Origin of the sequence: Cellulomonas fimi (assembly GCF_028583725.1) — a bacterium.
Taxonomy (GTDB): domain Bacteria; phylum Actinomycetota; class Actinomycetes; order Actinomycetales; family Cellulomonadaceae; genus Cellulomonas; species Cellulomonas fimi_B.
In genome coordinates this window covers 495,684-519,207 of sequence record NZ_CP110680.1, presented here as the reverse complement: position 1 = coordinate 519,207, position 23,524 = coordinate 495,684, and the positions used below count along the sequence as shown (strand labels likewise).

Below are 23,524 nucleotides of genomic sequence, written 5' to 3'. Positions count from 1 at the left end.
CGTGCGTCAGGACTGGAGCGCGTCGTACTCCGCCTCGGCGGCGACGTCGTCCTCCACGTCGAGGCGCAGGTGCGCGAGCATCGTCTGGATGACGCGCAGCAGGCCCGACGCGCGCTCGCCCCAGTCCGACAGGTACGAGAACTGCCACCACCACAGGGCCTCGGTCACCGAGCCCGCCTCGTAGTGCCGCAGGCCCTGCGCGAGCGCCTGCGCGATCGCGACGAGGTCCCCCGACACCGACGACTGCTCCAGCTCCGGCGTCACCAGCGGGTCGACGACCTCGGCGTACTCGTCGATGCCCTCGAACACGTTCGCCAGCGCCGCGCGCAGCGGGTCGACGTCCGGGTCCGGGCCGCGGTCCGGCTCGAAGCGCTCCGCCGGCACGACGTCCGTCGTCGCCCCCAGCCGCGCACCGACCGCGAGCACGTCGGACACCGCGAGCAGCAGCAGCGGCAGCGTCGCCTCCGGCGTCGTGCCCGCCGCGACCTCGGTGACCGTCGTCAGGTAGCTGCGGGACTCGTCCGCGACCGCGCGCGCCAGGTCCTGCAGGTCGGCGTCCGCCGTCGTCGCCCTCACGGTGTCCATCACTTCCCCCGTCCTCGCGTCCCGTCGCCGGGCCACGTCAGGCGCTGATGCGCCGTCGTCCCTCGAACGCCCGCCCGAGCGTGACCTCGTCCGCGTACTCCAGGTCGCCACCGACCGGCAGGCCCGACGCCAGACGGCTCACCGTCAGGCCCATCGGGACCAGCAGGCGCGCCAGGTAGGTCGCCGTCGCCTCGCCCTCGACGTTCGGGTCCGTCGCGAGGATCACCTCGGTCACCGTGCCGTCGGCCAGGCGCGTCATGAGCTGCGCGATGCGCAGGTCGTCCGGGCCGACGCCCGCGATCGGGTTGATGGCCCCGCCGAGCACGTGGTACTTCCCGCGGAACTCGCGGGTCCGCTCGATCGCGACGACGTCCTTCGGCTCCTCGACGACGCACAGCACCGTCGGCGACCGGCGCGGGTCACGGCAGATGCGGCACTGGTCCTCCTGCGCGACGTTGCCGCAGACCTCGCAGAACCGGACCCGGCGCTTGACCTCGACGAGCGCGTCCGACAGGCGACGCACGTCCGCCGGGTCCGCCGCGAGGATGTGGAACGCGATGCGCTGGGCGCTCTTGGGACCGACGCCGGGCAGCCGCCCGAGCTCGTCGATCAGGTCCTGGACCGCGCCCTCGTACACGCGCCCAGCCTACGGTGTGGCGGGCGCCGGCCGGTGGTGCCGCAGGTCACGCGTCGCCGCGCGGCACCGCCGACCCGCCCGCGCGGCGCCGTCGCGGCGTCACGCCTGCGGGTCGTCGAACTGCTCGTCGATCACCGTGCCGCCGAGCAGCTGCGCCACGAGCGGCGCGCCGACCAGGGACGACGACGTGATGTCCGGGTCGTCGGGCGACGGCTCGTCGATCTCCTGCCGGGCGGCCGACCGCGCCGCCGACTCGCGCGCGGCGGCGGCCATGCCACGCTCGCGCGCCGACGTCGCCGCGACGTCCGGCGGGGGCTCGGGCAGGCCGGGCTCGCCCGGGTCGTCGTCCGGCGGCTCCGGCAGCGGAGCGTCGTCGTCCCACGACGCCGCCGCCTCGGCGGCGCTCACGACACCGCGCGGCACGGGCACCGGGGCAGGTGCGGTCGCGACGGCCGTCGCCACCGCACCCGTCGACGGCTCACGGCGCGCGGCACCGAAGCCCGTCCCGCCGTCGTCGGGCACGCCGTCAGGACCGGCGGGCGCGGCGCCACGGGGAGCCGCCGCAGGTCCGGACGTCGGGCCTCGGCCCGCGTCCTCGTCCGGCCGACCTCCGGTCGACGCAGGACCCGAGGACGGTGCAGGCGAGGGACCCGCACCCGGGGGACGCCCGCCCCCGCTCCCCGGCCCGGCGCCGGGCTCTCCGAGGACGCCCTCGACGCGGACGTCGAAGCCGAGCGTCTCGCGCACCGCGCGGGCGACCACGTCGGCGTGCGCACCGTTGCGGAACGTCGCGGCGAGCTGCGGGGTCGTGAACGACAGCCGCAGCGTCGTCGCGTCGAGCTCGGCGACCTGTGCGTTGCGCGGGTCGACGAGCGCCCACGTCACGCGCCGCAGACCCTTCACGGTCTCGAGGACCTCGGGCCAGCGCCGGCGCAGCACCTCGGTGTCCCGCGACCCGCCCTGCGCGGCGGTCGTCGCCGACACGCTCGCGGGCGCGGGCGAGGTCTCCGGGGCAGCCGCCGGCCCGGGCGTGGCCGTCGGCTCCGCTGCGGACGCCGGCGCGGGTGCCGACGCTGCGGAGCGCGCCTGCGTCGCGACGGGCCCCGACGGGCTCGGCTCGGACGCCGGCTCCGGCTGGTCGGCGGTGCGCGGACCGACGCTGCGCTGGTCGGCGGTGCGCTGGTCGGCGTCCGTCGCGGGCTCACCCGGCTCGGACGAGCGTGTCTCGACGTCGTCGCCGCCGTCGGGAGCGCCGCGCCCGCGCTCGGCCGACGCGTCCGTGTGGCTCGCGGCACCGTCCCGCGCCGGAGCGGCGTCCTCCCGGACCGCGGTCGCGGTGTGATCGGCGACGGCCGGCCAGTCGTCGACAGCGCCCGGCTGGTCGTCCGCGCCTGGCCGGTCGTCCGCGCCCGGCTGGTCGGCGACGGGTCCGGACGCCCTGCCGGCTGCCCCGCCGTCCGCCGGCGCGACGGCCCCGGTCGCAGGGGCGAGCGACGCTGCCGCCGGCACCACGTCGGGCGCGCGTGCGGGCTCGGGAGGCGCCGTCGGACCCGGCGCCGCCGGAGCCCCGCGGTTCGCGAGCGCCTCGCGCACGGCCGCCGCCCCCCGAGGCGTGCCAGGGGCGGCAGCGGGAGCCGGGCCGGGCTCGGCGACCCGTACGGCGTCGACGTCGCCCGGGCCGACGAGGCGTGCCGAGGAGAAGGCGGCGCCGTCGGCGGGGAGCCCGCGCTCGAGACGGTCGAGCCGGGCGCCCAGACCGGAGCGGGTGTCGTCGGCGGCGGGCAGGAGCAGCCGCGCCATGAGCAGCTCGAGGTGCAGGCGCGGGGACGTCGCGCCGGTCATCTCGGTGAGCGCGGCGTTCGCGAGGTCGGCGGACCGCGACAGCTCGGACGCGCCGAGGTGCTGGGCCTGCAGGCGCATGCGCGCGAGCTGGTCGGCGGGCACGTCGCGCAGCGCGGCGGCGGCCGCCTCGCCGGACGCGGCGATGACGATGAGGTCGCGCAGGCGCTCGAGCAGGTCCTCGACGAAGCGGCGGGGCTCGTGGCCGGTCGTGATGACGCGCTCGACGACGCGGAACGCGGACCCGCCGTCGCGGGCGGCGACCGCCTCGACGAGGTCGTCGAGGAGCGCCGCCGGGGTGTACCCGAGCAGGCCGGTCGCGTCGTCGTAGTCGAGCCCGCCGTCACCCGAGCCGGCGATGAGCTGGTCGAGCACGGACAGGGTGTCGCGCACCGACCCGCCACCCGCGCGCACGACGAGCGGCAGCACGCCCGACCCGACGGGCACGCCCTCGCTCGCGCACAGCTGCTCCAGGTACGGCACGAGCACGTCGGGCGGCACGAGCCGGAAGGGGTAGTGGTGCGTGCGGGAGCGGATGGTGCCGATGACCTTGTCGGGCTCGGTCGTCGCGAAGATGAACTTGATGTGCGGCGGCGGCTCCTCGACGATCTTCAGCAGCGCGTTGAAGCCCTGCGGCGTGACCATGTGGGCCTCGTCGAGGATGAACACCTTGAACCGGTCGCGCGCGGGGGCGAACGTGGCGCGCTCGCGCAGCTCGCGGGCGTCGTCGACACCACCGTGGCTGGCCGCGTCGATCTCGACGACGTCGAGGCTCCCGGGTCCGCCGCGCGCGAGCTCGACGCACGACGGGCAGGTGCCGCACGGCGTGTCCGTCGGGCTCGCCTCGGTGTTCGCCTCGCAGTTGAGGATGCGCGCGAGGATGCGGGCCGAGGTCGTCTTGCCGCAGCCACGGGGGCCGCTGAACAGGTACGCGTGGTTGACCTGGCCGCTGCGCAGCGCCTGCCGCAGGGGTGCCGTGACGTGGTCCTGACCGATGACCTCGGCGAAGTTCTCGGGCCGGTAGCGGCGGTACAGGGCTGTCGTCACGCGAGAACCCTAGACGCCCCCACCCACGCGCGGCAGCGCCCGTCCCCCGGCCTGCGCGGACACCGCGGGCGGTCGCCCGGCCGCCCACGCCGCACCGCGTCGGGTCGGCGCGGCGCGTCGCGCGTCGGCCTGTCAGCCGACCAGCACGACCGCGGCGAGGACCAGCACGACGACCGCCCCGACGGGCGACGCCCACGACCGCCCACGCTCGCCGACCGCCCGTCCGAGCGCGCCGGACGCCACGCCGAGCACGGTCTGCCAGGCCGCCGACGCGACGCCCGCGCCGACGACGAAGAGCGCACCGGCGACGAGCACGGACGACCCGTCCGCTCCGAGCCGCGCGGCGAGCCCGACGGCCACCGTCGCGAAGATCAGCAGCGTCGCCGGGTTCACGATCGTCAGCCCGACGAACCGCACGTACGCGGCGCCCGGCGTCGCGCGCGCGAGCCACGGCCCGGCCGACGTCGTCACGCGCGACGTCGGGCGCGCAGCCCCGGCCGCGGCTCCCGCCGTCCGTACCGCGGCGACGTCGACCGCGACGGTGACCGCGTCGCGCCCCGTCCTCTCGCGCCACCACCCCCGCAGCGCGACGACGGCCACCGCGACGAGCACGGCCGCCGTGACCCACCGCACGACGCCCTCGTGCCGGGCGACGACCTGCCCGACGGGAGCCCCGGCGGCGACGGCGACGGTCGCGTACAGCAGGTCGACGGTCGCGACGCCGAACCCGGCACCGATCGCGACGCGGGTCCCGTGCACGACGCCCTCGCGCAGCAGCAGCACGCCGATCGGCCCGACGGGGACGGCGACGGCCAGTCCGGCGAGCGCGCCGAGCAGCAGGGCGGAGGTCACGTCCACGCGGACCAGGATCGTCCCGGCGCGGCGTGCGCGTCGACGGTCCGCTGCGCAAGTCGTCGTCGGACTGCGAGAATGTGCGCCGTGGACGTCATCGACGACGCGATCCTTCGCGAGCTGACCGCGGATGCGCGGTTGCCGTTCCGCGAGCTCGGCGCGCGGGTCGGGCTCTCCGCCAACGCCGCCGCGGCGCGCGTGCGCCGGCTCGTCGACGACGGCACGATCCGCGGCTTCACGATCGTGACGGCCGGTTCGCCGACGGGGGTCGCCGGCGGCGGTCTGGAGGTGTTCATCGAGGTCCGCCTGGCCCCGGAGACGACGAACGAGGACTTCCAGGCGGCGCTGCGCCGAGCGCCGGGATTCCCGCAGGTCCTCGACGCGGTGCACGTGACGGGCTCGTACGACTACCTGCTGCACGCGCTGGTCGCGGACCCGGCGTCGCTCGACCTCCTGGTCCGCCGGCTCAAGCGCGAGGCCGGCGCCGCCCAGACGTTCACGCGCCTCGCCCTGCGCGACCCCGAGCACGCCTGATCCCGCCCGGTCGACCCCGGCGCGCACGTCGGCAGGTCGCGCTTGCGCGACGGGTTCACCCCGTGCGCGGGACGTCCGTCCCTGTCAGGACGCGCGGAGCCGTCGATAGGTTCGACGACGGCTCGTGACACCGGGGAAGGCAGCAGGGGATGACGTTCTGGCACACCGCGGTGCTCGTGCTGGGCGGCACGGCCTTCGTCGTCGCGCTCGTCGTCGTCGCGTCGGCCGGCTCGCTGCTCGCGCAGTGGACGCGACGCGAGCGTGCGTCCTCGGAGACGTGAAGGACCCCCCGCACACCCGCCAGAGCTCACCTGCCCTTGCTGCCTTCCGGCCCTGGGGGGGTTCAGCGAGATGACGCCGCACGAGGGGTCTGCCCACCAGCCTAACGGACGCCGGGGCACCCTCGCGCACGGCGGAGGCGCGCGCCGGACTGCCGGGCGGCCGTCCGGCGGGCGTCAACCCAGGACGTGCCGCAGGTAGCGCCGCGGGTCGTCGAGGAACCCCCGCCACCGCAGGACCAGGTCGAGGTCCTCCCACGCGCACCGCCGCATGCCCCACTCGCCGACCTCCCAGATCGTCGCGCCCGGCAGCGCGGCGAGGATCGGCGAGTGCGTCGACAGGACGACCTGCGACCCGGGAGACCGGGCGAGGTCGTGCAGGTGCGCGACCAGCGCGAGGCAGCCGGTGAACGACAGGGCCGCCTCGGGCTCGTCGAGCAGGTACAGGCCCGGCTTGAACATCCGGTCGCCGACGAGCGACAGGAACGACTCGCCGTGCGACATCTCGTGGAACCGCGGCTCCGGGCGCGTGCCCGGGTTCTCCTCGAGGTACGTGTAGAAGGAGTGCATCGTCTCGGCGCGCAGGAAGAAGCCGAACCGCCCGGCGCCGACGTCGCGCTCCAGGCGGAACCGCAGCTCCGCCTCCGACGGGCGCGTCGAGTGCGCCGAGCCGATCGAGCCGCCCTCGGGTCCCATGTCGCGGCTCAGGGCGAGCGCCTCGACGAGCGTCGACTTCCCGGCGCCGTTCTCGCCGACCAGGATCGTCACGGGGTCGAGGTCCCAGCCCTCCTCCATGACCTGACGGACGGCGGGGATGCGCGCGTACCAGGGGGCGTCGTCGCCGTCGAGGGCACCGGACGGCTGCACGCGTCGCACGGGCAGCGGGCGGTCGAGGCTCACGCCGCAGGTGTACCCGTCGGGCGGGTGCACGTCCAGGGGGTGTGCCCCGCGGCCGACCGGGCCAGACTCGGAGGCGTGAGCAGCGACGGCATCCCGGGACCGGCGGCCGAGCCGCCCCAGCCTCCCGCGCCCGCGCCCGCGCCCGGCGGCGAGCGGTACGACTACGACCTCGTCGTCATCGGCTCCGGGCCCGGCGGGCAGAAGGCCGCGATCGCGGCGGCGAAGCTCGGCCGGCGGGTCGCCGTCGTCGAGCGGCGGCACATGATGGGCGGCGTGTCCGTCAACACCGGCACGATCCCGTCGAAGACGCTGCGCGAGGCCGTGCTGTACCTGACGGGGATGGCGCAGCGCGACGTGTACGGCGCGAGCTACCGCGTGAAGAGCGACATCACGATCGAGGACCTGTTCGCCCGCACGCAGCACGTCATCGGCCGCGAGATCGAGGTCGTCCGCGCCCAGCTGCTGCGCAACCACGTCGACCTGCACGCGGGCCGTGCCGCGTTCGTCGACCCGCACACCGTCGAGGTCACCGACGACGACGGGCGGCGCAGCCGCTTCTCGGGACGCTTCGTCGTCGTCGCGACGGGGTCCCGCCCGCACCGTCCCGACACCGTGCAGTTCGACGAGCGGACCGTCGTCGACTCCGACGGCGTGCTCGCGCTCGAACGCGTGCCCGGCTCGATGGTCGTCGTGGGCGCCGGGATCATCGGCATCGAGTACGCGTCGATGTTCGCGGCGCTCGGCACGCGCGTGACGATCGTCGACAAGCGCCCGACGATCCTCGAGATGTGCGACCCCGAGGTCGTCGAGTCCCTCAAGTTCCACCTGCGCGACCTGTCCGTCTCGTTCCGGCTGGGCGAGGAGGTCGCCGGCGTCGACACGGGGTCGCGCGGGACGGTCACGCGGCTCGCGTCGGGCAAGAAGATCGCGGCCGACACCGTCATGTACTCCGCGGGCCGGCAGGGGCAGACCGCCGACCTGAACCTCGCCGCCGCGGGCCTGGAGGCGGACCGGCGCGGCCGCATCGTCGTCGACGCGGACTACCGCACCGCCGTCCCGCACGTCTTCGCCGTCGGCGACGTCATCGGCTTCCCCGCGCTCGCGGCCACCTCCATGGACCAGGGCCGGCTCGCCGCGTACCGGGCGTTCGACGAGCCCGCGCGCGAGCTCGCGTCGGTCCAGCCGATCGGGATCTACACGATCCCGGAGATCTCGTACTGCGGGCGGACGGAGGACCAGCTCACCACGGACGCGGTCCCCTACGAGGTCGGGATCGCGCGTTACCGTGAGCTCGCACGCGGCCAGATCGTCGGCGACTCCTACGGGATGCTCAAGCTGCTCGTGCACACGGAGACGCGCGAGCTGCTCGGGGTGCACATCTTCGGGACGTCGGCGACCGACCTCGTGCACATCGGCCAGGCGATCATGGCGTGCGGCGGCAACGTGGACTACCTCGTGGACACCGTGCTCAACTACCCGACCCTGTCCGAGGCGTACAAGGTCGCGGCGCTGGACGCGACGAACAAGATCCGCGCGGTGGCTCGGTTCAGCGAGGTGTGACGGAGGAGGACCGGTGGCGGGGCTCACGTGGGGAGGGCCCGCTCGGGACCTCGACTGCCGCATCTGCGGGACGAGCGGCACGGCCGACGGTGTCGTGACGACGGTCGGGCTCGACGGGGCCGACATCCACGGCGTGCGCTGCGCGACCTGCGGCGCGCTCGACCTGCTGCCCGTCGCGGGAGCGTCGGGCTCCGACGACGTCCAGGTCGACGAGTACGTCGAGGGCGGCGCCGGTGTCGGCACCATCGCGACGGCGCTCGCGGCGGTCGACCCCGCGCGCGTGCGGCGGTTCCTCGACGTCGGCTGCAACTACGGCTTCGCGCTGGACGTCGCCCGGTTCGCGCACGGCTGGGAGGTGCTGGGCATCGACCCGTCGTACGCGGCGGTCCGCGGCGCGGCCGAGCTCGACGTGCCGATCGTCCACGACTTCCTCACGACGGAGTCGGACCTGGGCGGCACGTTCGACCTGATCCTCGCGAGCGAGGTCATCGAGCACGTGCCCGCTCCGCTCGACTTCGCGCGCGTCCTGCGCCGCCACGCGGGTCCGACGGGGATCGTCCTGCTCACGACCCCCGCCGCCGAGCACGTCACGCCCGAGTCGCCCGAGCCGGAGGTCGTCGCGGCCCTCAGCGCCGGCCTGCACACCGTCCTCGCGACGCGCGACGGCCTGCGCGACCTGCTGCGGAAGGCCGGGTTCGCGGTCGCCGAGGTCCGCCGCGAGGGCCTCACGCTCGTCGCGTTCGCGACCGACGACACCTCCGCACCCGCACCGCACTGGGACCGGCACCTCCCGCCCGCCGTGCTCGAGGAGTACTACGCCCACCGCGCCGCCGACGCCGACCCGTCGGGCGCGCTCGCCGTCGGCACCGCGACGCGCCTCGTGCGCTCGCTCGTCGCCCGGGGCGCGTTCGACGAGGCCGAGAAGGCGATCCCCCGCATGGTCGAGACGGTCCGCGCCCGGCACGGCGTCGACCTCGACGACCCCGACGCGGCGCTCGCGGCGCTGCGCGCGGGGGCGGACGCGTCGTGGGCGCTGCCCGGCGCGGCGCACGCGATCGGCATGACGTGCCTGCTGGCGCGCGACGACGCCACCGCCGCCGAGCGGTACCTCGCGCTCGCGCAGGCCGCCGCGATCGCGTGGATCGGCACGCACCCCACCGACCTCGACGCGCTCGACGTCCGGTTCGAGGCCGCCGTGCACCGGGCGGTCGCCCTGGCCCGCACCCGGCCCGCCGAGGCGGCCGCCCTCGCGCTCGAGCTGCCCGAGCACGTCGACACGTCCACGCCCGACGCCCGCGACCGGGTCGCGGGCCGCCGCTGCCACGTCCTCGTCGAGCTCGTCGCGCGCGGCCGGTACGCCGACGCCGGTCCGCTCGTCGGCCACGTCGCGGACGACGCGCCCCGCCTGGCCCGCAGCGACGGCCGCTGGTCGACGACCGCGCTCGACGCGCTCCTCTCGCTCGGGATGCGGGCGCTCAACACCGGCGACCCGCGGGCCGCGCGCCTGTGGTTCACGACGGCCGCCGACGCCGCCGCCGAGCACCCCGGTGACGCGCACGCGCAGGCGATCGCGGCGGCCGCGCACGCGCACGTGACGCTCGCCGCCGCGCAGGGCGCCACGGACGAGGTCCCCCCGCTGCGCCCGCTCGGGACCGCCGTGCACCACGGCGTCGACGTGTACTGGTGCGACGCGTCCGGCGTGTACCTCGAGGGCTGGGCGCACGCCGCACCCGAACCGGCGACGGGCGTGTCCGTCGAGGTCGGCGGCACCTCCGTCCGCGCGGCGCGACGCCCCCGCCCGGACCTCGCGACGTTCTGGCCCGACGACGCGCACGTGGCCGACGCTGGGTTCGCCGCCTACGTGCCCGGAACCCCGCACGGCGAGGTCGCGCTCGTCGTGCACACCGCGCGCGGCGACCACCGCGTGCCCCTCGCACTGCCGGACCACCCCCTGCCGCGGCACGACGCTCGCGCGGAGCTCGACGAGTCGGAGCTGTTCGCCGAGCTCGCCGCCGCCGCGCCGCCCGGTCCCGTCCTGTGGCTGGGCTCGCGCACCGACCGGCCCGACGAGTACGCGCGTCTCGAGGCGCCCTTCGCGGGACGCGTCGTCCAGCACGTCGACATCCACCCCGGGCCGGGCGTCGACGTCGTCGCGGACGTGCACGCGCTGTCGTCGGCCGTGCCCGCCGGGACGTACGCGCTCGTCGTGTCCCGGAGCCTGCTCGAGCACGTCGCCGCGCCGTGGATCGTCGCCGCCGAGATCGCCGCCGTGCTCGCCCCCGGCGGGCTCACGTGCCACGTCGTGCCGTGGACGTGGCCGACGCACGCCCAGCCGAACGACTTCTGGCGGCTCTCCGACGCCGGACTGCGGCAGCTGTTCGGGCCCGCCACGGGCTTCCGCACGCTGCGCACGGGCATGACCGGCACCGTGACCGTGACGCCCGGGGCGCACTGGCGCGAGAACGCCTACCTCATGCCGGCCGTCCCGAGCGAGTCGGGCGCGTGGGTCGTCGCCGAGAAGGTCGGGCCGCCCGCCGGCCCGGTGACCTGGCCCTTCGACGCGACCGACAGCGCCGACGTCGCCCGGCAGTACCCCGTCGACGGCCTCGCGCCCGCAGCGCCTCCGGTCGGCACGCTCACCCCGACGGAGCCGACGGACGTGGCCGCGCCGACCGGCGCCGTCGGGTCGGTGCGCGCCGGTACCCGGCCCGTCGCCGCCACCGCCCAGCCGCGGTCGGCGGCCGTGACCGCGATCCTGCCGCTGTACCAGGGCGCCGCGTACATCCGCGACACGCTGCGCTCCGTCGTCGAGCAGACGCTGCTGCCCGTCGAGATCCTCGTCGTCGACGACGGCTCGACCGACGGCGGCGGCGCGCTCGCCGCCGCGTTCGACTCCCCGGTGCCCGTCCGCGTCCTGCGGCAGGCCAACGCCGGGCAGTCGGCCGCCCGCAACACCGCGGCGGCCGCGGCGCGCGGCGACCTGCTCGCGTTCCTCGACCAGGACGACAGCTGGTACCCCCAGCACCTCGCCCGGCTCGTCCGGCCGTTCGAGAAGTCCCCGCACGTCGCGTGGGCGTACAGCGACTTCGACGAGATCGACGCCGCCGGCGGCACCGTCACGCGCTCCTACATCCGCACCTACGCGCTGCCGCACCCGCACCGGACGCTGCTCGAGCTCCTCGCGGCGGACCTCATGGTCGTGCCGTCGGCGTCCGTGCTGCGCGCCGACGCCTACCGCGAGGTCGGCGGGTTCGACCCGCAGCTCGTCGGGTACGAGGACGACGACCTGTTCATCCGCATGTTCCGCGCGGGCTGGCACGCCGAGTTCGTCCGCGAGTCGCTGACCCGGTTCCGCGTCCACCCGACGAGCACGTCGGCCGGCGAGCGGTTCCGCACCAGCCGCGTGGTGTTCCTCGACAAGCTGGCCCGCACGACGCCCGACGACGTCCGCATGCACCGGTACTACGTGCGCGACCTCGTCGTCCCCCGGCTCTTCCAGATCACGATGGACGACTACGCGACCGCGCTGCGATCGGGCGACCTCGACGCCGCCCGGGCGATCGCCGTGACCGCGGCGCAGGTCGCCGACTACGGCCGGCCGACCGCCCGACGACGCCGCCGCCTGCGGGCGCTCGAACGGCCCGAGCTCGTGCAGGCCGCGCTGCGGGCGCGCGACGCGCTCCCGGCCCGGCTCCGGCCCGCCGTGCACCCCGCGTTCGACCGGCCCTGACGCGGTCGACGCGCCCCCGCGTCCGGTGCCGCCGGGATCAGCCCTGGTCCGCGTCCGTCGTGCCCTCGTACAGCCCCAGCTGGTTGCCCTCCGAGTCCTCGAACACCGCCCACCAGCTCGTCGGCGAGATGGGCTCCTTGCCGCGCACGACCTTGCCGCCGTGCGCCTCGACCGTCGCGAGCACCGCGTCGATCGAGTCGACCTCGACGTAGCTGCGCGGCACCTGGAGGTCGCCGCCGCGCTGCGTGAACCCGCCACCGCTGATCTTGTTGGGGGCCTGCCACATCGGGTAGCCCTCGTACCCCGGGATCTCCTGCGCGTCCCACCCGAACACCGTCCGGTAGAACGCGGTGGCGCGCCCCAGGTCGTCGGCCGGGATGTCGATGTGCGTGATGTCGCCGTGCGCCATGGCCGTCGCTCCAGTCGTCGCGCTGGTCGCCCGCCGCCGTCCGCGCCGGGCCGGACCTCGTCAGACTAGGCGCGGCGTGCAGGCCGGCGCAGCCCGTGCATCGCCGGCCCGCGGTCCCCCAGCCGCACCGACCCGACGTGCTCGAACCCGCGCGCCTCGTAGAACCGCACGTTGCTGTCGAGCGTCGTGTTGACGTGCGCCGGCAGGTGGTCGGGTGCCGCGTCCAGCCCCGCCTCGACGAGCGTCGCGCCGATCCCGTACCCGCGCCGGTCGGCGTCGACGCCAAGGAAGTGCAGCAGCACGTGCGGCTCGTCCGGGAACAGGTCGCGCATGGCCTCGAACCCGTCACGGACCATCACGACCCGGTCCGACGGCAGCAGCAGCCCGAGGACCGACGGCCCCGGCAGCGGCGGACCGCCGTCCGCACCCACCGCCTGCGACCCCGGGACCCGCCACGCCGCCGCCCCGACCGCGCGCCGGTCGTCGACCGCGAGCCACGTCGTCCCCGCGACCACGTACTCCTCGACGCCCGCCCACAGGAACGCCGCGACCGCTGCCGACCGGTCCGCCCGCAGGCCGAAGATCCAGTCCATCAACGGGTCGTGCGCGAGCGCCCGGGCGAGCACCGTCCGCGTCGCCGTCAGGTCCGCCGCGTCCGCGCGCCGCACGCGCACGCCCGTCGTCGCCGTCTCGTTCCACGCGTCCTGCGCCACCACCCTGGGGCCTCCCGTCGCCGGTCCGTGCACGTGCGCCGCCTGCCCATCGTGGCCGCTCACCCCGGTCGCCGTCGCCCGTTTCGGAGAAGCCGGTCCGGTCGAGTACCCTGGGCGCGCCTGGAGGATTCGCCTAGTGGCCTATGGCGCACGCTTGGAAAGCGTGTTGGGGTAACACCCTCGGGGGTTCGAATCCCCCATCCTCCGCCGGAAGAAGGGCCCGTGACCTGCGGTGACGTGGGTGGCGGGCCCTTCGTCGTCGGCGGGGGCGGCCGGCCGGCGGGCGCGGCGGTAGCAGTTCTGGTAGCAGTTCGTTTGATCCGCAAGCCTGCCGCGACTCGGCCGGCGATCAGTCGCATGCGCACCGCACCTGTTGATCGCGAACCTAGGATGCAGGCAGCAGCCGCCCGGAGCAGCGAGGAGCCCGATCATGGTCGGAGACGAGACCGCACTGAGTCTCGACGTCGAAGAGGACGACCTTGCCAGGGAGATCGGCCCCGACTCCACCGTGACGTGGGGCGCCGACTGGACCGTCTCGACGATGATCGAGCAACTCGCCAGGGACCGCTTCGACCTCGAACCAGCCTTCCAGCGACGTGACGTCTGGTCAGACCGCAAGCGCTCGCGCTTCATCGAGTCGCTCCTCCTTGGGATCCCTGTGCCGCAAATCATCCTCGCGGAGCGGCGCGAGTCCCGGGGACGGTTCATCGTCCTCGACGGCAAACAACGCCTCCGGAGCCTGCAGCGATTCGCCGGGCTCGACGGACCTCCCATGAGGCTCACCGGACTTGAGGTGCTGCGGGAGCTCAACGGATTGACCTACGAGGCACTCAGGTCGGAGTCTCCCCTAGAGAACTATGGAGCCGCGCTCGAGAATCAGGCTATCCGCGCAGTCGTTCTAAGGGACTGGCAGAATGAGTCTCTGCTCTACCTGACCTTCCTTAGGCTCAACTTCAATGTTGTGGGCCTCTCGCCTCAAGAACTACGTCGCGCGTTGCATCCCGGTCCCTTCATGGAGTTTGTGATGCAGCGCTCCACGGAGAGTCCGGGGATTAAGCGATTCCTGAACATCAAGGACCCAGACTTCCGGATGCGCGACGCCGAAATACTCATCCGGCACATTGGGCTCTCGCTCCGCCTCGAAGACTACCGAGGCAACTTGAGGCGCTTCCTGGATGAAACGTGCGAGTTCGGAAACCGCGAATGGCGCACGTGGGCGAGTGACGTGTCGGATCTGGCTGATGGCCTCGACCGCGCTGTCGAGACCACCCACGAGATCTTCGGGCGCGATGCCTTCAAGCGCCCGAGCTATCGGGGATACGAGACGCGCAGGAACCGCGCAGTCCTCGACGTTATGGCGTGGTACTTCCAGCACAGGGACGTCGCAGCGGCAGCTCTCGAGTCTGGCTCTGCCGTCAAGGCAGCGTTCGAGGACCTCTGTCGAACAGACCCGACTTTCTCGGATTTCCTAGTAGCGACGACGAAGTCGGTGAGCGCCGTCCGAGGGCGGCTCGCAATCTGGGGAGACCGGCTGGCGACGGTACTACCCGAAGTTGATCTTCCGAGGGCTTAGCCGTGCCTCGACACGTTATCGCCGTGGCAGCGCTAGCAGAGCGGGTTCTTGAACTACGACGGGCGTTTGGTCGCCCCCCGTCCGCGTCTCCGAGCGACAGCGACCTCCGGGACGGCGATCTCTACCTCGTGGCGGTTCACGCTGCCTTCGAGTACTTCTTCGAGGAGGTCGGCAGGTATGCCGCGCACGCGGGACTCGCGGCGTTCGCCGCCACGGGGCATGTGAGTCAACCGCTGGGCTCATTGATCGAGTGTCACCACTGGCAGACCTTCAAGAACGGTGGGGGCGAGAAACCCTCGCAGGCCGGTCCGGTCTCGCCGGACACGGTCGCCAAGGCAGTGCGGTGGTACGTGTCCCAGATCGACGCCAACAATGGGATCAAGCGGAGCAACCTATTCTCCTTGTTTCTTCCGCTGGGCTTTGTCGAGGGCGATTTTGACCCTGTCTGGCTAAGTGAGATGGACTCGCTTGGTTCGGATCGCGGCGACATTGCGCACGGCCGGCCTGCTACTAGCCATCCGAGGCGAGCGGTCGTGCTTAGCCAGAGCGCGCAGCCCACCGTCACGATATGGACGCCGCGCGCGCTGCATAGAAGTCAGCGCGAGACACCATGGGGTGTGGAGACCAAACTGGCGCGAGTCTGGGGCGAGCTGGTGCGGTGGGATCGGAAGGTCCTAGAGCGAACTCTCACTTAGGGAGTGGCGTCACTGCGTTCCCCAGAGCAACTCGCCCATCCGCCGGTTCGCCTCTTCGACGAGCTCAGGCACGACGTGCTGGTAGCGCGTCGTCATCGCCGGCGACGTCCAGCCGAACATGCTCATGACCACGCGCTGGTCGACGCCCTGGACCAGCAGCAGCGTCGCGGCCGTGTGCCGCGCGTCGTGCAGACGCGCCGGCCGGATGCCGAGCCCTTCGAGGAACGCCGTCCAGTGCAGCGAGTGGTCGCGCGGCGCGACCGGACGGCCGGTCACCGTCGTGAAGACCAGCCCGCAGTCCCGCCACAGCGTCCCGGCATGGGTTCGCGCCTCTCGTTGGCGTCGCCGGTGCTGGCGCAACGCGACGAGCAGCGGCTCCGGCAGGGGCAGCGTCCGGCGTGACTGCTTGGTCTTGAGCTCGGCCAGCACGAGCCCGCCATCGCGGCGCTGCGGGCACTGCGACGGCTTCTCGAGGCAGCGGTCCGGGTCGGCGCAGCCGTGCCGCCAGTTCCGGCGCTCGAGCTGGCGCCGCACCTGCAGCCGCCCGGCGTCCAGGTCGACGTCGGCCCACGACAGCCCGAGCACCTCCCCGCGCCGCAGCCCGAGCGAGATCGCGAGCATGAACGCCACGCCGTTCGGCTCGTCCTCCGCGGCCGCGAGGATGCGCCGGGCCTCGTCGACCGTCAGCGGCTCGATGTCGGGCGGGTCGTAGCGGGGCGTGTGGGCGAGGGTCACCGGGTTGCGCGGGAGGCGCCGTCGTCGGACCGCGTCGTTGAGCGCCTTGTTGAGAGTCCGGCGGACGTGGTGGGCGGTTCCGGCGTTGAGGCCGCTCGCCAGCAGGACGGCGTACAGGTGCTCGATGTGCTCGGGCTGGAGCGCGTCGAGGCGGTGCCTGCCGATGGTCGGGTTGATGTGCCGGTAGACGTCGACCGTGTACCCGGACAGGGTGCTCGGCCGCACGCGCAGCGCCGTCGCCCGGAGCCACTCCGTGAGCCACGTCTCCAGCCGCGGCGACAGGCCCGCCGGAAGCGCCGACTGGTCCGTTCGCTGCCGCTCCAGCTCGCGAACCTTGCGGACCACCTCGGCGCGCGTCGCGCCGGTGCGCTTGCGCCGGTCCGGCGAGCCGTCGGGCCGGATGCCCATCGACACGAAGCCGTACCAGCGCCCGTCGTTCCCCTGGAAGACCGACGACCGCTGGTTGCCCGCTCGGGTGCCCATGGCGTCACGGCTCCCCGACGCTCTGCTGTCGGCGGCGCCGCTCGACGAACTCGTGCAGGCAGTCGGCGGGGACGCGGTGCAGCCGGCCGATGTGCACGCTCTCGACCTCGCCGCTGTGGATCAGCTCGTACATGGTGGTGCGGCCGACGGACAGGCACTTGGCGGCCTCGACCACGCTGAGCATCACGCGCGGGGTCTGGATGATCTCGATGTCACTCACGACGGTTCTCCTTCTCGGTTGGGTTGGGTGACGTGCGTCAGCGACCCAGCACCGGTCCATCGGGGATCGGTGGCTGGGCGGCGGTCAAGCGATACGCCGCCGACTGTGGAGGGGGTGCTCCCCACGGCTCCTGTGGATGAACGGGCGGCACCGCGGGCGCGAGCTCTCGAGGGTGGTAGGTCGCCCAGGTCTCGGTCGCGGTGGGCTCGGCGTGGCTGGTCGCGAGGATCTGCTCGAGCAGCTCGCGGCCCGACGACGGCGCGTGGCCGTCAGCGAAGACCCCAACGATGGCTCAGTGCTGCGCGAAGGTGGCTGCTCCAGCGCGGCGGACACACCGATTGGGGACGACATCGCCTACCTCGTCACCGTGCGCCAGGAGGCCATGGACTTCCTCGCGACGATCGACCAAGACAGTCGACTCGCCGACGTTGATGCCGCCTGGGCGTCCTGCATGGCTGACGCCGGGTTCGCGGATCGGTCACCCCGCGCAGCGCAGGAGCGATTCCTGCAGGAGCAGCTGGCGGCGTTCGTCGACGGTGTCGGCCCGGAACCCTCCGTCGTCACAGGCTGGCGCCGCCGAGGAACGCCGCGTCGCCGTCGCGGACCTCCATTGTCGAGAGGCGACGGACTGGACGGCCCGCCACCGAGCCGTCGAGCTGGAGGTCCAGCAGGAGTACGTGGATGCCCACCTTGCCGACCTCGAGGCCCTGGTCGACGCGATGGCGCCGCGCACCGACTGACGGTCACGCGCAGCCGACCGGGCACGCCTTTTACGCTGGCCAGGCGAGCACTCCGGTCTCACGTGGCGAAGGACATCCTGCGGTCAAGTGAGAGCGTCGGCGGGGAACGGTGATCTCGACCCTCCGACCAGCCCTGGACCCGGCTGCTCGCACGGGTACGGGCGGACCAGAGCCCGCGCGCCGTCACCTCGCGCGCACGCTGTTCGGACCGACGAAGCGACCGGCCGACCGGCCCCCGCACGGCGTGCAAGAAGAGTCGGCGCTATGAGGCTCCTTCGTCCGCGCCGGTCTGGATGTCTTCGATCAGCTCCCCATGCTCGTGGCGCAGCTGCGTGAGTAGGAGGCTGCCGAGACCGAGCACGCCGATGGCGTAGCGCTGGGCATCCTCGCGCCTCTGGATCTTGTGGCGGTCGACGTTGCTCAGTGCCTGGGCGAAGCCGGTAGCCAGTGCACGCCAGCCCTCCCGTTCCGCCGCTCGCGACCCGAGACGCCAGTCGCTCTCGTCAGCGAAGACGCGTCCCATCAAGTCCTTGCCCACCAACGAGTCGCCCTTGCCGGTCTTCGGGTCGCCGGCCCACGTGCGGACACGATCCTCGAGGAAGATCGCCGACTGGCTCGCCACCTTCCCCCAGTCCTGATCCTCGACGAGCCGTTTCACGTGCTCCCATAGCTCTGGATCGAACGACCGAAGGTCGACGGGCTCCTCGTCGTCGACCCGCAGGCGCAGTTGGTAGATGGCGGCGTCGATCACTCCGCACGCATTGCGGATGCCGCCGTGCCGCGCCTGCTCGAAGCGGTAGTCGGGCGTGCTCGTGCTCCACGCGCCCAGCGTGTAGCGAACGGCGTCAAGCCTCTCGACGAGGTGATCATCCCTGCCGAGGGCAGCAACGAGAACCCCGCGCACCTTGCCTTGCCATGCCGTGAGGTGCTCACCCCCGCTCATCACCGCGGACGTCGTCGCTTCCGTCTTGAGGCCCTCGAGGGCGTCGATCGCCTTCTCCGCGCGCATGGCCCGACGATAGAGGGCGGAAGCGGCGCTCGTGCGCCGTTCCTGCCGTCGCCCGTCGCCCGTCGCCCGTCGCCCCAGCGGCCCTAGCTTCTCCGCGACGCAGCTGCGAAGCTCGGGGCCGTGCTCAACGCCTGGCCGTCGTGGACGTACTTCCCTCGAAACGCGACGCCTCCAACGTGGATCCGACCGCTCGTCGAGGTGGTGCGTGCGGTCGAGGCAGCGATCTCGACTGCTGAGCCCGGCTCGAAGGCGACCAGCGATCAGGTCCTTGCGGCGCTGGCGCCGGGCCTCCAGGGACTGGGTTTCCAGGTGGAGACCGCGAAGTCCTGTGACGCGAAGGTGGCGCGGCCCGTGCTCTTCGGCGAGAACGGCGTGCCGACAGTCACGTACGAGGTCGATGGCGTCCACGACGAACTCGGCATCGTTCTCGAGGTCGAAGCCGGCCGCGGTGCACAGAACAACGCGGCCTACCGGGACGTCATCCGCGCGAGCCTGATCGTCAACGCTCAGTACCTCGTCCTATTGATGCCGCTGGTCTATCGCTTCGGCGGGCGGGAGGGTGGCCGCACTTCGGAGGTCCGTGCCTACGACGACGCACGAGCGATGCTCGACGCGGTCTACGCCAGTCGTCGACTGCCCCTGCCCTTCGCTGGTGTGCTGCTCGTTGGGTACTGAGGAGCCCGCGAGCTCTCTATCGCCCCTCCCCACTCCTCGGGGAAACGCGCCAGCCGCCCGGCACCGTCGCGGAACCGCGCGAAGGCCCGTTCGCCCAGCGGAAGCGCCGCTGTCACGACCGCTGCGACCTCCTCGCGCAGTACTCGGATTCGCCCGCGATCGCCGCTGCGTTCCGCCTCATGCAGCGCCTCGGCGAGCCGGCCAGCTTCGTCATACCACTCGGGTTCGAGCCCGTCCGGCAAGTACACAAAGGAACCCCCGGCGACGATCCAGTCGCCAGAGGTACCAGTCATCCGCTCGTGCGCGGCCCGGAGTGCGGCAGCCACGTCCTCCGGCGTCCACTCGTCGTCGTCGATTACTGCGACCACGACGGCCCAGCCGTTGCCGAGCATCGGCCAGCCGTAGGCGCCAGTCGTGTCGATCGCGTAGTCATCGAGTTCCAGCCCCGCTCCCCGAGCGGCGTCGACCAGTTCGTCGAACCGGGAGGGCGGGCCCTCGAAGCGCATCTTGCGGAGCATCCGCCAAGCCTGCCGCCCACGGCGCCTGCAGTCAGCTGCGAAGTCGCTGTGCTCTGATTCCCCGGGGCCTGACGCAGCAACTTCCGGGCCGGCACGCGGCGCTCGCCGGTAGCAGTTTCGGTAGCAGTTTGTCTCGAGACAGAACCTGCCGCGCCAAGCCGCCCCTATCCGCGCACGCCGCTGACCAGCCCAAACGCATCCACCGGCACCCGCCCGCGACCCCTCCAGGCCACTTGGAAAGCGTGTTGGGTGAAAGCCCTCGGGGGTTCGAATCCCCCATCCTCCGCCGCCCGAAGGGCCCGCGACCTGCCACCGTGCAGCGCGGGCCCTTCGTCGTCCGCGAGTCGTGCGGCAGGATCGCCGCGTGCCTCTCCGCCGCCTCGATGTGCTCGCCGACCAGCCGTTCGCCGAGATCGGCGACCCGACGCTCGTCGTCGACGACCCGGCGTACGACTTCGTCGTCGTGGCCGGCGACCTGCCGTACTCCCAGTGGTTCGGCGCCGGCACGGCGTCACGTGCCCACGCCCGGGTCGGCGTCTACGGCCGCGCCGATCTCGTGTGCCGACAGCTCGCGACGCTCCGGCGGCCCGCCAACGACGTCGCGATCCACCCGTCGGGCACGCTTGTCGCCGTCGGGACGGGCGCCTACGACGGCGGCTACAGCTTCGAAGGCGAGCTCGTCCTCCTCGACCTCGAACGGGCACGACGGACCAGCCCGTTCCGTGACGGGCGCCAGGTGAGGACGGTCCGCTGGGTGGACGACCAGCGGCTGGCCGTCGTGCTGGCGCCGTGGACCGACGACGACGTCGCCGACTGGAAGGACCTGGTGGGCGACGCCTTCGAGGTGCAGGCGCCCTGGCACGAGCTCCGCGATCGCGAGCTGGACCTGTCGGGGCACCAGGCAGAGGCGGTGCCGTTCGTCTACCCGGAGCCCGCCCGGGCGGACGCCCGGGCCGCCCTGGAGCGCCTCGCCGCCGAGACCGGACGGACGTGGACCTTGAGGCGCGCGGTGTGGAGCGTCGCCGGATGCCCCGACGGGTCCGTGGTCGCGGCGTGCGAGGGCGTGGCCGCCGAGCGGTGGGACGCGACCGGAGGGGACGACCCGAGGTGGCGGATCACGACGACGGGGACGGGCTGTCAGCTGACGGCCCTCGACGCGACGACCGTCGCGACGACCGTCGAGCTGCGGCCGTCGTGGGCCGACGGCCGGCCCCTGCGCCGCGAGTCCCAGCACCACGTCGTCGACCACGCGACGGGCGTCGTCGTCGGCGAGATCGTCCCCGAGAGCGCGTCCGTCGCCGTCGGGTCGACCGGCCCGTACTCGCTGCTCCGACCGGCGACCCGGGACGCAACCTCGACCGACTGCCTGGTGATCGACCCGGCGGGACGGACCGTCGGCCGCGTGCCGACGACGGGGTACGACCCGTTCAACCACTGGTTCGACGTCGCCGGCGCGCCGGTCCCCGTCGTCCTGGTCGGCTCCGACGCGAGGAAGCCCCACCTCGACAAGTGGGTCGCCCGCGTCGTCGTCGCCGAGGGCGGGCCCGTGCTGGAGCGGCTCTTCCCCCTCGACTGGCAGGGGACCGAGCAGCGCCACCTGTTCGGTGGTCCCGGTGTCTACGTCGACGACGAGCTCGGTACCGGCGTCGTCCACTGCGGCGAGATCCACGCGGGCTCCGGGAGTCACAGCCCGTTCGCGGTCCGACGCGACTACCCCGACGGCGCGGCTCGCTGGACGCTGGACCTGCCGGGAGTCGCGACGGACGCCGTGCACGAGGAGGGCGTCGTCGTGCTCACGACCTCCAACGGGTGGCTCGTGCGCGCCGACGCCACGACAGGCGCTCTGGTCGAGGCCGTCGAGCTCGAGGTGCACGGCTCACCCGTCGTCCCTCTCTCCGTCACCCCCTGCGGACCGGGACGGCTCGCCGTCGGGCTCCTGGACGGGCGGATCCTGCGGTTGGAGGTCGGCACGACGACGACGTCGTGAAAGCCCCGCGTCGCCGGATCGACGGTGGGACGATCCGCGCGTGACGACGACCGAGGCGACGGCGACGACCGGTTCCGCGCCGAGCGATCCCGCGGGCCCGAGGAACGCGCACTGGTGGCGGCGGGCCGTCGCGTCGGTCGCGGACGGGCTGCTCGTCGCGGCGGTCGCGTGGCTCGCGACGGGGTCGTTCGTGCCGGTGCCGTTCCGGCCGGTGCCGGTGCTGCCGCCGACCGGGGTGCCGGTGATCGAACCGGACGGGCGGTTCTCGTGGTGGACGTGCGCGGCGGTGGTCCTGCTGCTGGTGCTCCAGGCGTTCACCGGGATGACGCCGGGCAAGGCGATGGTCGGCGTCCGCGTGGTCCGGGAGCGCGACGGTGCGCCCGCGGGGCTGCCGGTCACGGTGCTGCGGGACCTGCTGCACGCGCTCGACTGGATCCTGCTCGTCGGCTGGCTGCGACCGCTGTGGCACCCGCGGCGGCAGACGTTCGCCGACTCGGTCGTGCGGACGGTGGTCGTGCGCGCCCGGGTGGACGTGCCGGTGCCGGTGGTCGTCGGCGTCGCGACCGCCACCGCCGGGGCCCTGGTGCTCGCGCCCGCCGTGACGGAGAGCGGCGAGACGAGGGTCGAGTGCACGCTCGTCCCCGACCACGCCTCGGGTCTCGCGACCCTGTCCGGACGCGAGCCCGGGGACGTCTGGGTCACGCGGCTCGGCGTCCGGCGGCTGTCGCCGGCGCGTCCGCCGGTCGTGCTGTCGTGGACGCTCGCCCCCGGCGCCGAACCGGACGGGACGACGCTCGACGTGGCGGTCGTCGGGGCGGACGGTGACGCGGCGTGGCGCTCGACGGTCACGTTCCGTGACGGTGCCGCCTGGGCGGACGACGTGACCCAGGTGCCGGAGCTGACGATCCCTCGCAGCGTGTTCGACGACGCGGGACCGGGCGCGCTCGTCGAGCTCACCGGGGAGGCCGACGGGACGTCGGAGGTGCTGTGCGCGCTCGGGTTCGGTGACGACGCCACGGACGTGCCCCTGTCACCGCGCGTCGATCGGTGACGCGGCGTCGTCGCGGACGGTGGCCTAGATTGACGCGGACGACCGCACGCAGCCGTGGGCTGCGGCCACGGACGACGACGGAGGCGACATGACCGACGAGACGCGCTCGAACCTCGACGCCCGGCTGCAGCGGCACGGGTTCGCGCGGGACGTGCACCGCGGGCTCAGCAAGGGCATCGGCTTCCTCCCCGTGAGCGACGAGACGAAGTCGATGCTGACGGCGCGCAGCGGCGAGGCCGTGGCGTTCGCCGCGGAGACGGGCGTCGCGCTCGCGAACGGGGCGGTCGTCGCGGGCAAGGGCGCGGTCGACGCGGCCCGCGAGGGGTACCACGCGTTCGAGGAGAAGCGCGAGGAGGAGGCGGCGGCGGCGAAGCGGCCGTTCTCCATCGTGACGGCTCCGCCCGAGGCGCCCGCGCCCGTCGCGGAGCCGGCCGACGCGGCGGCGGGTACCCCCGGCCCCGAAGGTGAGGGCGACCTGCTGGAGCGGCTGGAGCGGCTGGGGTCGCTCCGTGCGGCGGGCCACCTGTCGGACGCGGAGTTCGAGGCGGCGAAGGCGCGCCTGCTGACGGGCGCCTGATCCCGCGGGCGGCACCGCCGCCCGAGCGACGCCGCGTCGTCCGGACGGACGACGGTCCGGCGCCGTCTCACCCGATCGCACGCTGTGAACGGTCACGGTTGGGTCTCGTCGATGGACACGCCCTTGCGCTGACCAGGGCTTCCTGACGTATCTTGTGCACGGTCCCAGGCTGGGACC

The 23,524-nt window shown here is 73.6% G+C and carries 22 protein-coding genes, 1 tRNA gene and 1 other RNA gene; 11 read left to right on the top strand and 13 right to left on the bottom strand.

What is annotated here, in order from left to right:
• Positions 1-6: 6 nt before the first annotated feature.
• From OOT42_RS02385 to OOT42_RS02370, 4 genes are all read right to left on the bottom strand, one after another.
• Positions 7-585, bottom strand: coding sequence for a DUF5063 domain-containing protein (locus tag OOT42_RS02385; protein ID WP_273653365.1), 579 nt, complete (start codon positions 583-585; stop codon positions 7-9).
• Positions 586-622: 37 nt separating this feature from the next.
• Positions 623-1,222 (bottom strand): recombination mediator RecR, encoded by a 600-nt coding sequence (recR, locus tag OOT42_RS02380; protein WP_273653364.1) that lies wholly within the window; start codon positions 1,220-1,222, stop codon positions 623-625.
• 99 nt (positions 1,223-1,321) lie between these two features.
• A complete protein-coding gene (locus OOT42_RS02375; RefSeq protein ID WP_273653363.1) occupies positions 1,322-4,108 on the bottom strand; it encodes a DNA polymerase III subunit gamma and tau in 2,787 nt (928 codons plus the stop codon).
• Between the two features lie 132 nt (positions 4,109-4,240).
• Positions 4,241-4,966 carry a LysE family transporter gene (locus OOT42_RS02370; protein WP_273653362.1) on the bottom strand — a complete coding sequence of 242 codons (726 nt, stop codon included), beginning with the start codon at positions 4,964-4,966 and terminating at the stop codon, positions 4,241-4,243.
• Between the two features lie 72 nt (positions 4,967-5,038).
• Between OOT42_RS02370 and OOT42_RS02365 the strand changes: the two genes are divergently transcribed.
• Both OOT42_RS02365 and OOT42_RS02360 read left to right on the top strand, forming a co-directional pair.
• Positions 5,039-5,494, top strand: a complete 456-nt coding sequence (locus tag OOT42_RS02365; protein ID WP_273653361.1) for an Lrp/AsnC family transcriptional regulator — start codon at positions 5,039-5,041, stop codon at positions 5,492-5,494.
• Positions 5,495-5,643: 149 nt separating this feature from the next.
• Positions 5,644-5,775, top strand: coding sequence for a hypothetical protein (locus OOT42_RS02360; protein WP_273653360.1), 132 nt, complete (start codon positions 5,644-5,646; stop codon positions 5,773-5,775).
• On the opposite strand, the gene ffs is transcribed toward OOT42_RS02360, so the two are convergent.
• Positions 5,772-5,868, bottom strand: an RNA gene (gene ffs / locus OOT42_RS02355) — signal recognition particle sRNA small type. The genes OOT42_RS02360 and ffs overlap by 4 nt on opposite strands.
• A gap of 81 nt (positions 5,869-5,949) precedes the next feature.
• Positions 5,950-6,672, bottom strand: a complete 723-nt coding sequence (locus tag OOT42_RS02350; RefSeq protein WP_273653359.1) for an ATP-binding cassette domain-containing protein — start codon at positions 6,670-6,672, stop codon at positions 5,950-5,952.
• Positions 6,673-6,747: 75 nt separating this feature from the next.
• On the opposite strand from OOT42_RS02350, the gene sthA reads away from it, so the two are divergent.
• Together sthA and OOT42_RS02340 are read left to right on the top strand one after the other, a co-directional pair.
• Positions 6,748-8,232: a Si-specific NAD(P)(+) transhydrogenase gene (gene sthA / locus OOT42_RS02345; protein ID WP_273653358.1), complete on the top strand. Its 1,485-nt coding sequence runs from the start codon at positions 6,748-6,750 to the stop codon at positions 8,230-8,232.
• A 13-nt stretch (positions 8,233-8,245) separates the two neighbouring features.
• The gene (locus OOT42_RS02340; RefSeq protein ID WP_273653357.1) at positions 8,246-11,962 is read left to right on the top strand and encodes a glycosyltransferase; all 3,717 of its coding nucleotides are present in this window, start codon (positions 8,246-8,248) and stop codon (positions 11,960-11,962) included.
• A 37-nt stretch (positions 11,963-11,999) separates the two neighbouring features.
• Here the strand turns inward: OOT42_RS02340 and OOT42_RS02335 are convergent, their stop codons facing one another.
• Positions 12,000-12,371 carry a VOC family protein gene (locus tag OOT42_RS02335; RefSeq protein ID WP_273653356.1) on the bottom strand — a complete coding sequence of 124 codons (372 nt, stop codon included), beginning with the start codon at positions 12,369-12,371 and terminating at the stop codon, positions 12,000-12,002.
• A 65-nt stretch (positions 12,372-12,436) separates the two neighbouring features.
• The gene (locus OOT42_RS02330; RefSeq protein ID WP_273653355.1) at positions 12,437-13,087 is read right to left on the bottom strand and encodes a GNAT family N-acetyltransferase; all 651 of its coding nucleotides are present in this window, start codon (positions 13,085-13,087) and stop codon (positions 12,437-12,439) included.
• Between the two features lie 119 nt (positions 13,088-13,206).
• Between OOT42_RS02330 and OOT42_RS02325 the strand changes: the two genes are divergently transcribed.
• The 3 genes from OOT42_RS02325 to OOT42_RS02315 all read left to right on the top strand — a co-directional run bounded on the left by OOT42_RS02325 (position 13,207) and on the right by OOT42_RS02315 (position 15,352).
• Positions 13,207-13,291, top strand: a tRNA-Ser gene (locus OOT42_RS02325).
• Positions 13,292-13,514: 223 nt separating this feature from the next.
• Positions 13,515-14,657: a DUF262 domain-containing protein gene (locus tag OOT42_RS02320; protein WP_273653354.1), complete on the top strand. Its 1,143-nt coding sequence runs from the start codon at positions 13,515-13,517 to the stop codon at positions 14,655-14,657.
• Between the two features lie 128 nt (positions 14,658-14,785).
• On the top strand, positions 14,786-15,352 hold the full coding sequence (locus tag OOT42_RS02315; protein ID WP_273653353.1) for a hypothetical protein: 567 nt from the start codon (positions 14,786-14,788) through the stop codon (positions 15,350-15,352).
• A 9-nt stretch (positions 15,353-15,361) separates the two neighbouring features.
• Here the strand turns inward: OOT42_RS02315 and OOT42_RS02310 are convergent, their stop codons facing one another.
• The 4 genes from OOT42_RS02310 to OOT42_RS02295 all read right to left on the bottom strand — a co-directional run bounded on the left by OOT42_RS02310 (position 15,362) and on the right by OOT42_RS02295 (position 18,539).
• The gene (locus tag OOT42_RS02310; RefSeq protein ID WP_273653352.1) at positions 15,362-16,570 is read right to left on the bottom strand and encodes a tyrosine-type recombinase/integrase; all 1,209 of its coding nucleotides are present in this window, start codon (positions 16,568-16,570) and stop codon (positions 15,362-15,364) included.
• Positions 16,571-16,574: 4 nt separating this feature from the next.
• On the bottom strand, positions 16,575-16,790 hold the full coding sequence (locus OOT42_RS02305; protein ID WP_273653351.1) for a helix-turn-helix domain-containing protein: 216 nt from the start codon (positions 16,788-16,790) through the stop codon (positions 16,575-16,577).
• 560 nt (positions 16,791-17,350) lie between these two features.
• Positions 17,351-17,479, bottom strand: a complete 129-nt coding sequence (locus OOT42_RS02300; RefSeq protein WP_273653350.1) for a hypothetical protein — start codon at positions 17,477-17,479, stop codon at positions 17,351-17,353.
• A gap of 313 nt (positions 17,480-17,792) precedes the next feature.
• Positions 17,793-18,539 (bottom strand): TIGR02391 family protein, encoded by a 747-nt coding sequence (locus tag OOT42_RS02295; protein ID WP_273653349.1) that lies wholly within the window; start codon positions 18,537-18,539, stop codon positions 17,793-17,795.
• Between the two features lie 120 nt (positions 18,540-18,659).
• Here OOT42_RS02295 and OOT42_RS02290 point away from each other — a divergent pair, with 120 nt between their 5' ends.
• Positions 18,660-19,214, top strand: a complete 555-nt coding sequence (locus OOT42_RS02290) for a hypothetical protein (protein ID WP_273653348.1) — start codon at positions 18,660-18,662, stop codon at positions 19,212-19,214.
• Here the strand turns inward: OOT42_RS02290 and OOT42_RS02285 are convergent.
• A complete protein-coding gene (locus OOT42_RS02285; RefSeq protein ID WP_273653347.1) occupies positions 19,157-19,732 on the bottom strand; it encodes a hypothetical protein in 576 nt (191 codons plus the stop codon). The genes OOT42_RS02290 and OOT42_RS02285 overlap by 58 nt on opposite strands.
• 364 nt (positions 19,733-20,096) lie before the next feature.
• On the opposite strand from OOT42_RS02285, the gene OOT42_RS02280 reads away from it, so the two are divergent.
• The 3 genes from OOT42_RS02280 to OOT42_RS02270 all read left to right on the top strand — a co-directional run bounded on the left by OOT42_RS02280 (position 20,097) and on the right by OOT42_RS02270 (position 23,347).
• On the top strand, positions 20,097-21,719 hold the full coding sequence (locus OOT42_RS02280; RefSeq protein ID WP_273653346.1) for a hypothetical protein: 1,623 nt from the start codon (positions 20,097-20,099) through the stop codon (positions 21,717-21,719).
• Between the two features lie 40 nt (positions 21,720-21,759).
• Positions 21,760-22,770 carry an RDD family protein gene (locus OOT42_RS02275; RefSeq protein WP_273653345.1) on the top strand — a complete coding sequence of 337 codons (1,011 nt, stop codon included), beginning with the start codon at positions 21,760-21,762 and terminating at the stop codon, positions 22,768-22,770.
• Positions 22,771-22,858: 88 nt separating this feature from the next.
• Positions 22,859-23,347, top strand: coding sequence for an SHOCT domain-containing protein (locus OOT42_RS02270; protein WP_273653344.1), 489 nt, complete (start codon positions 22,859-22,861; stop codon positions 23,345-23,347).
• The last annotated feature ends 177 nt before the right edge of the window (positions 23,348-23,524 follow it).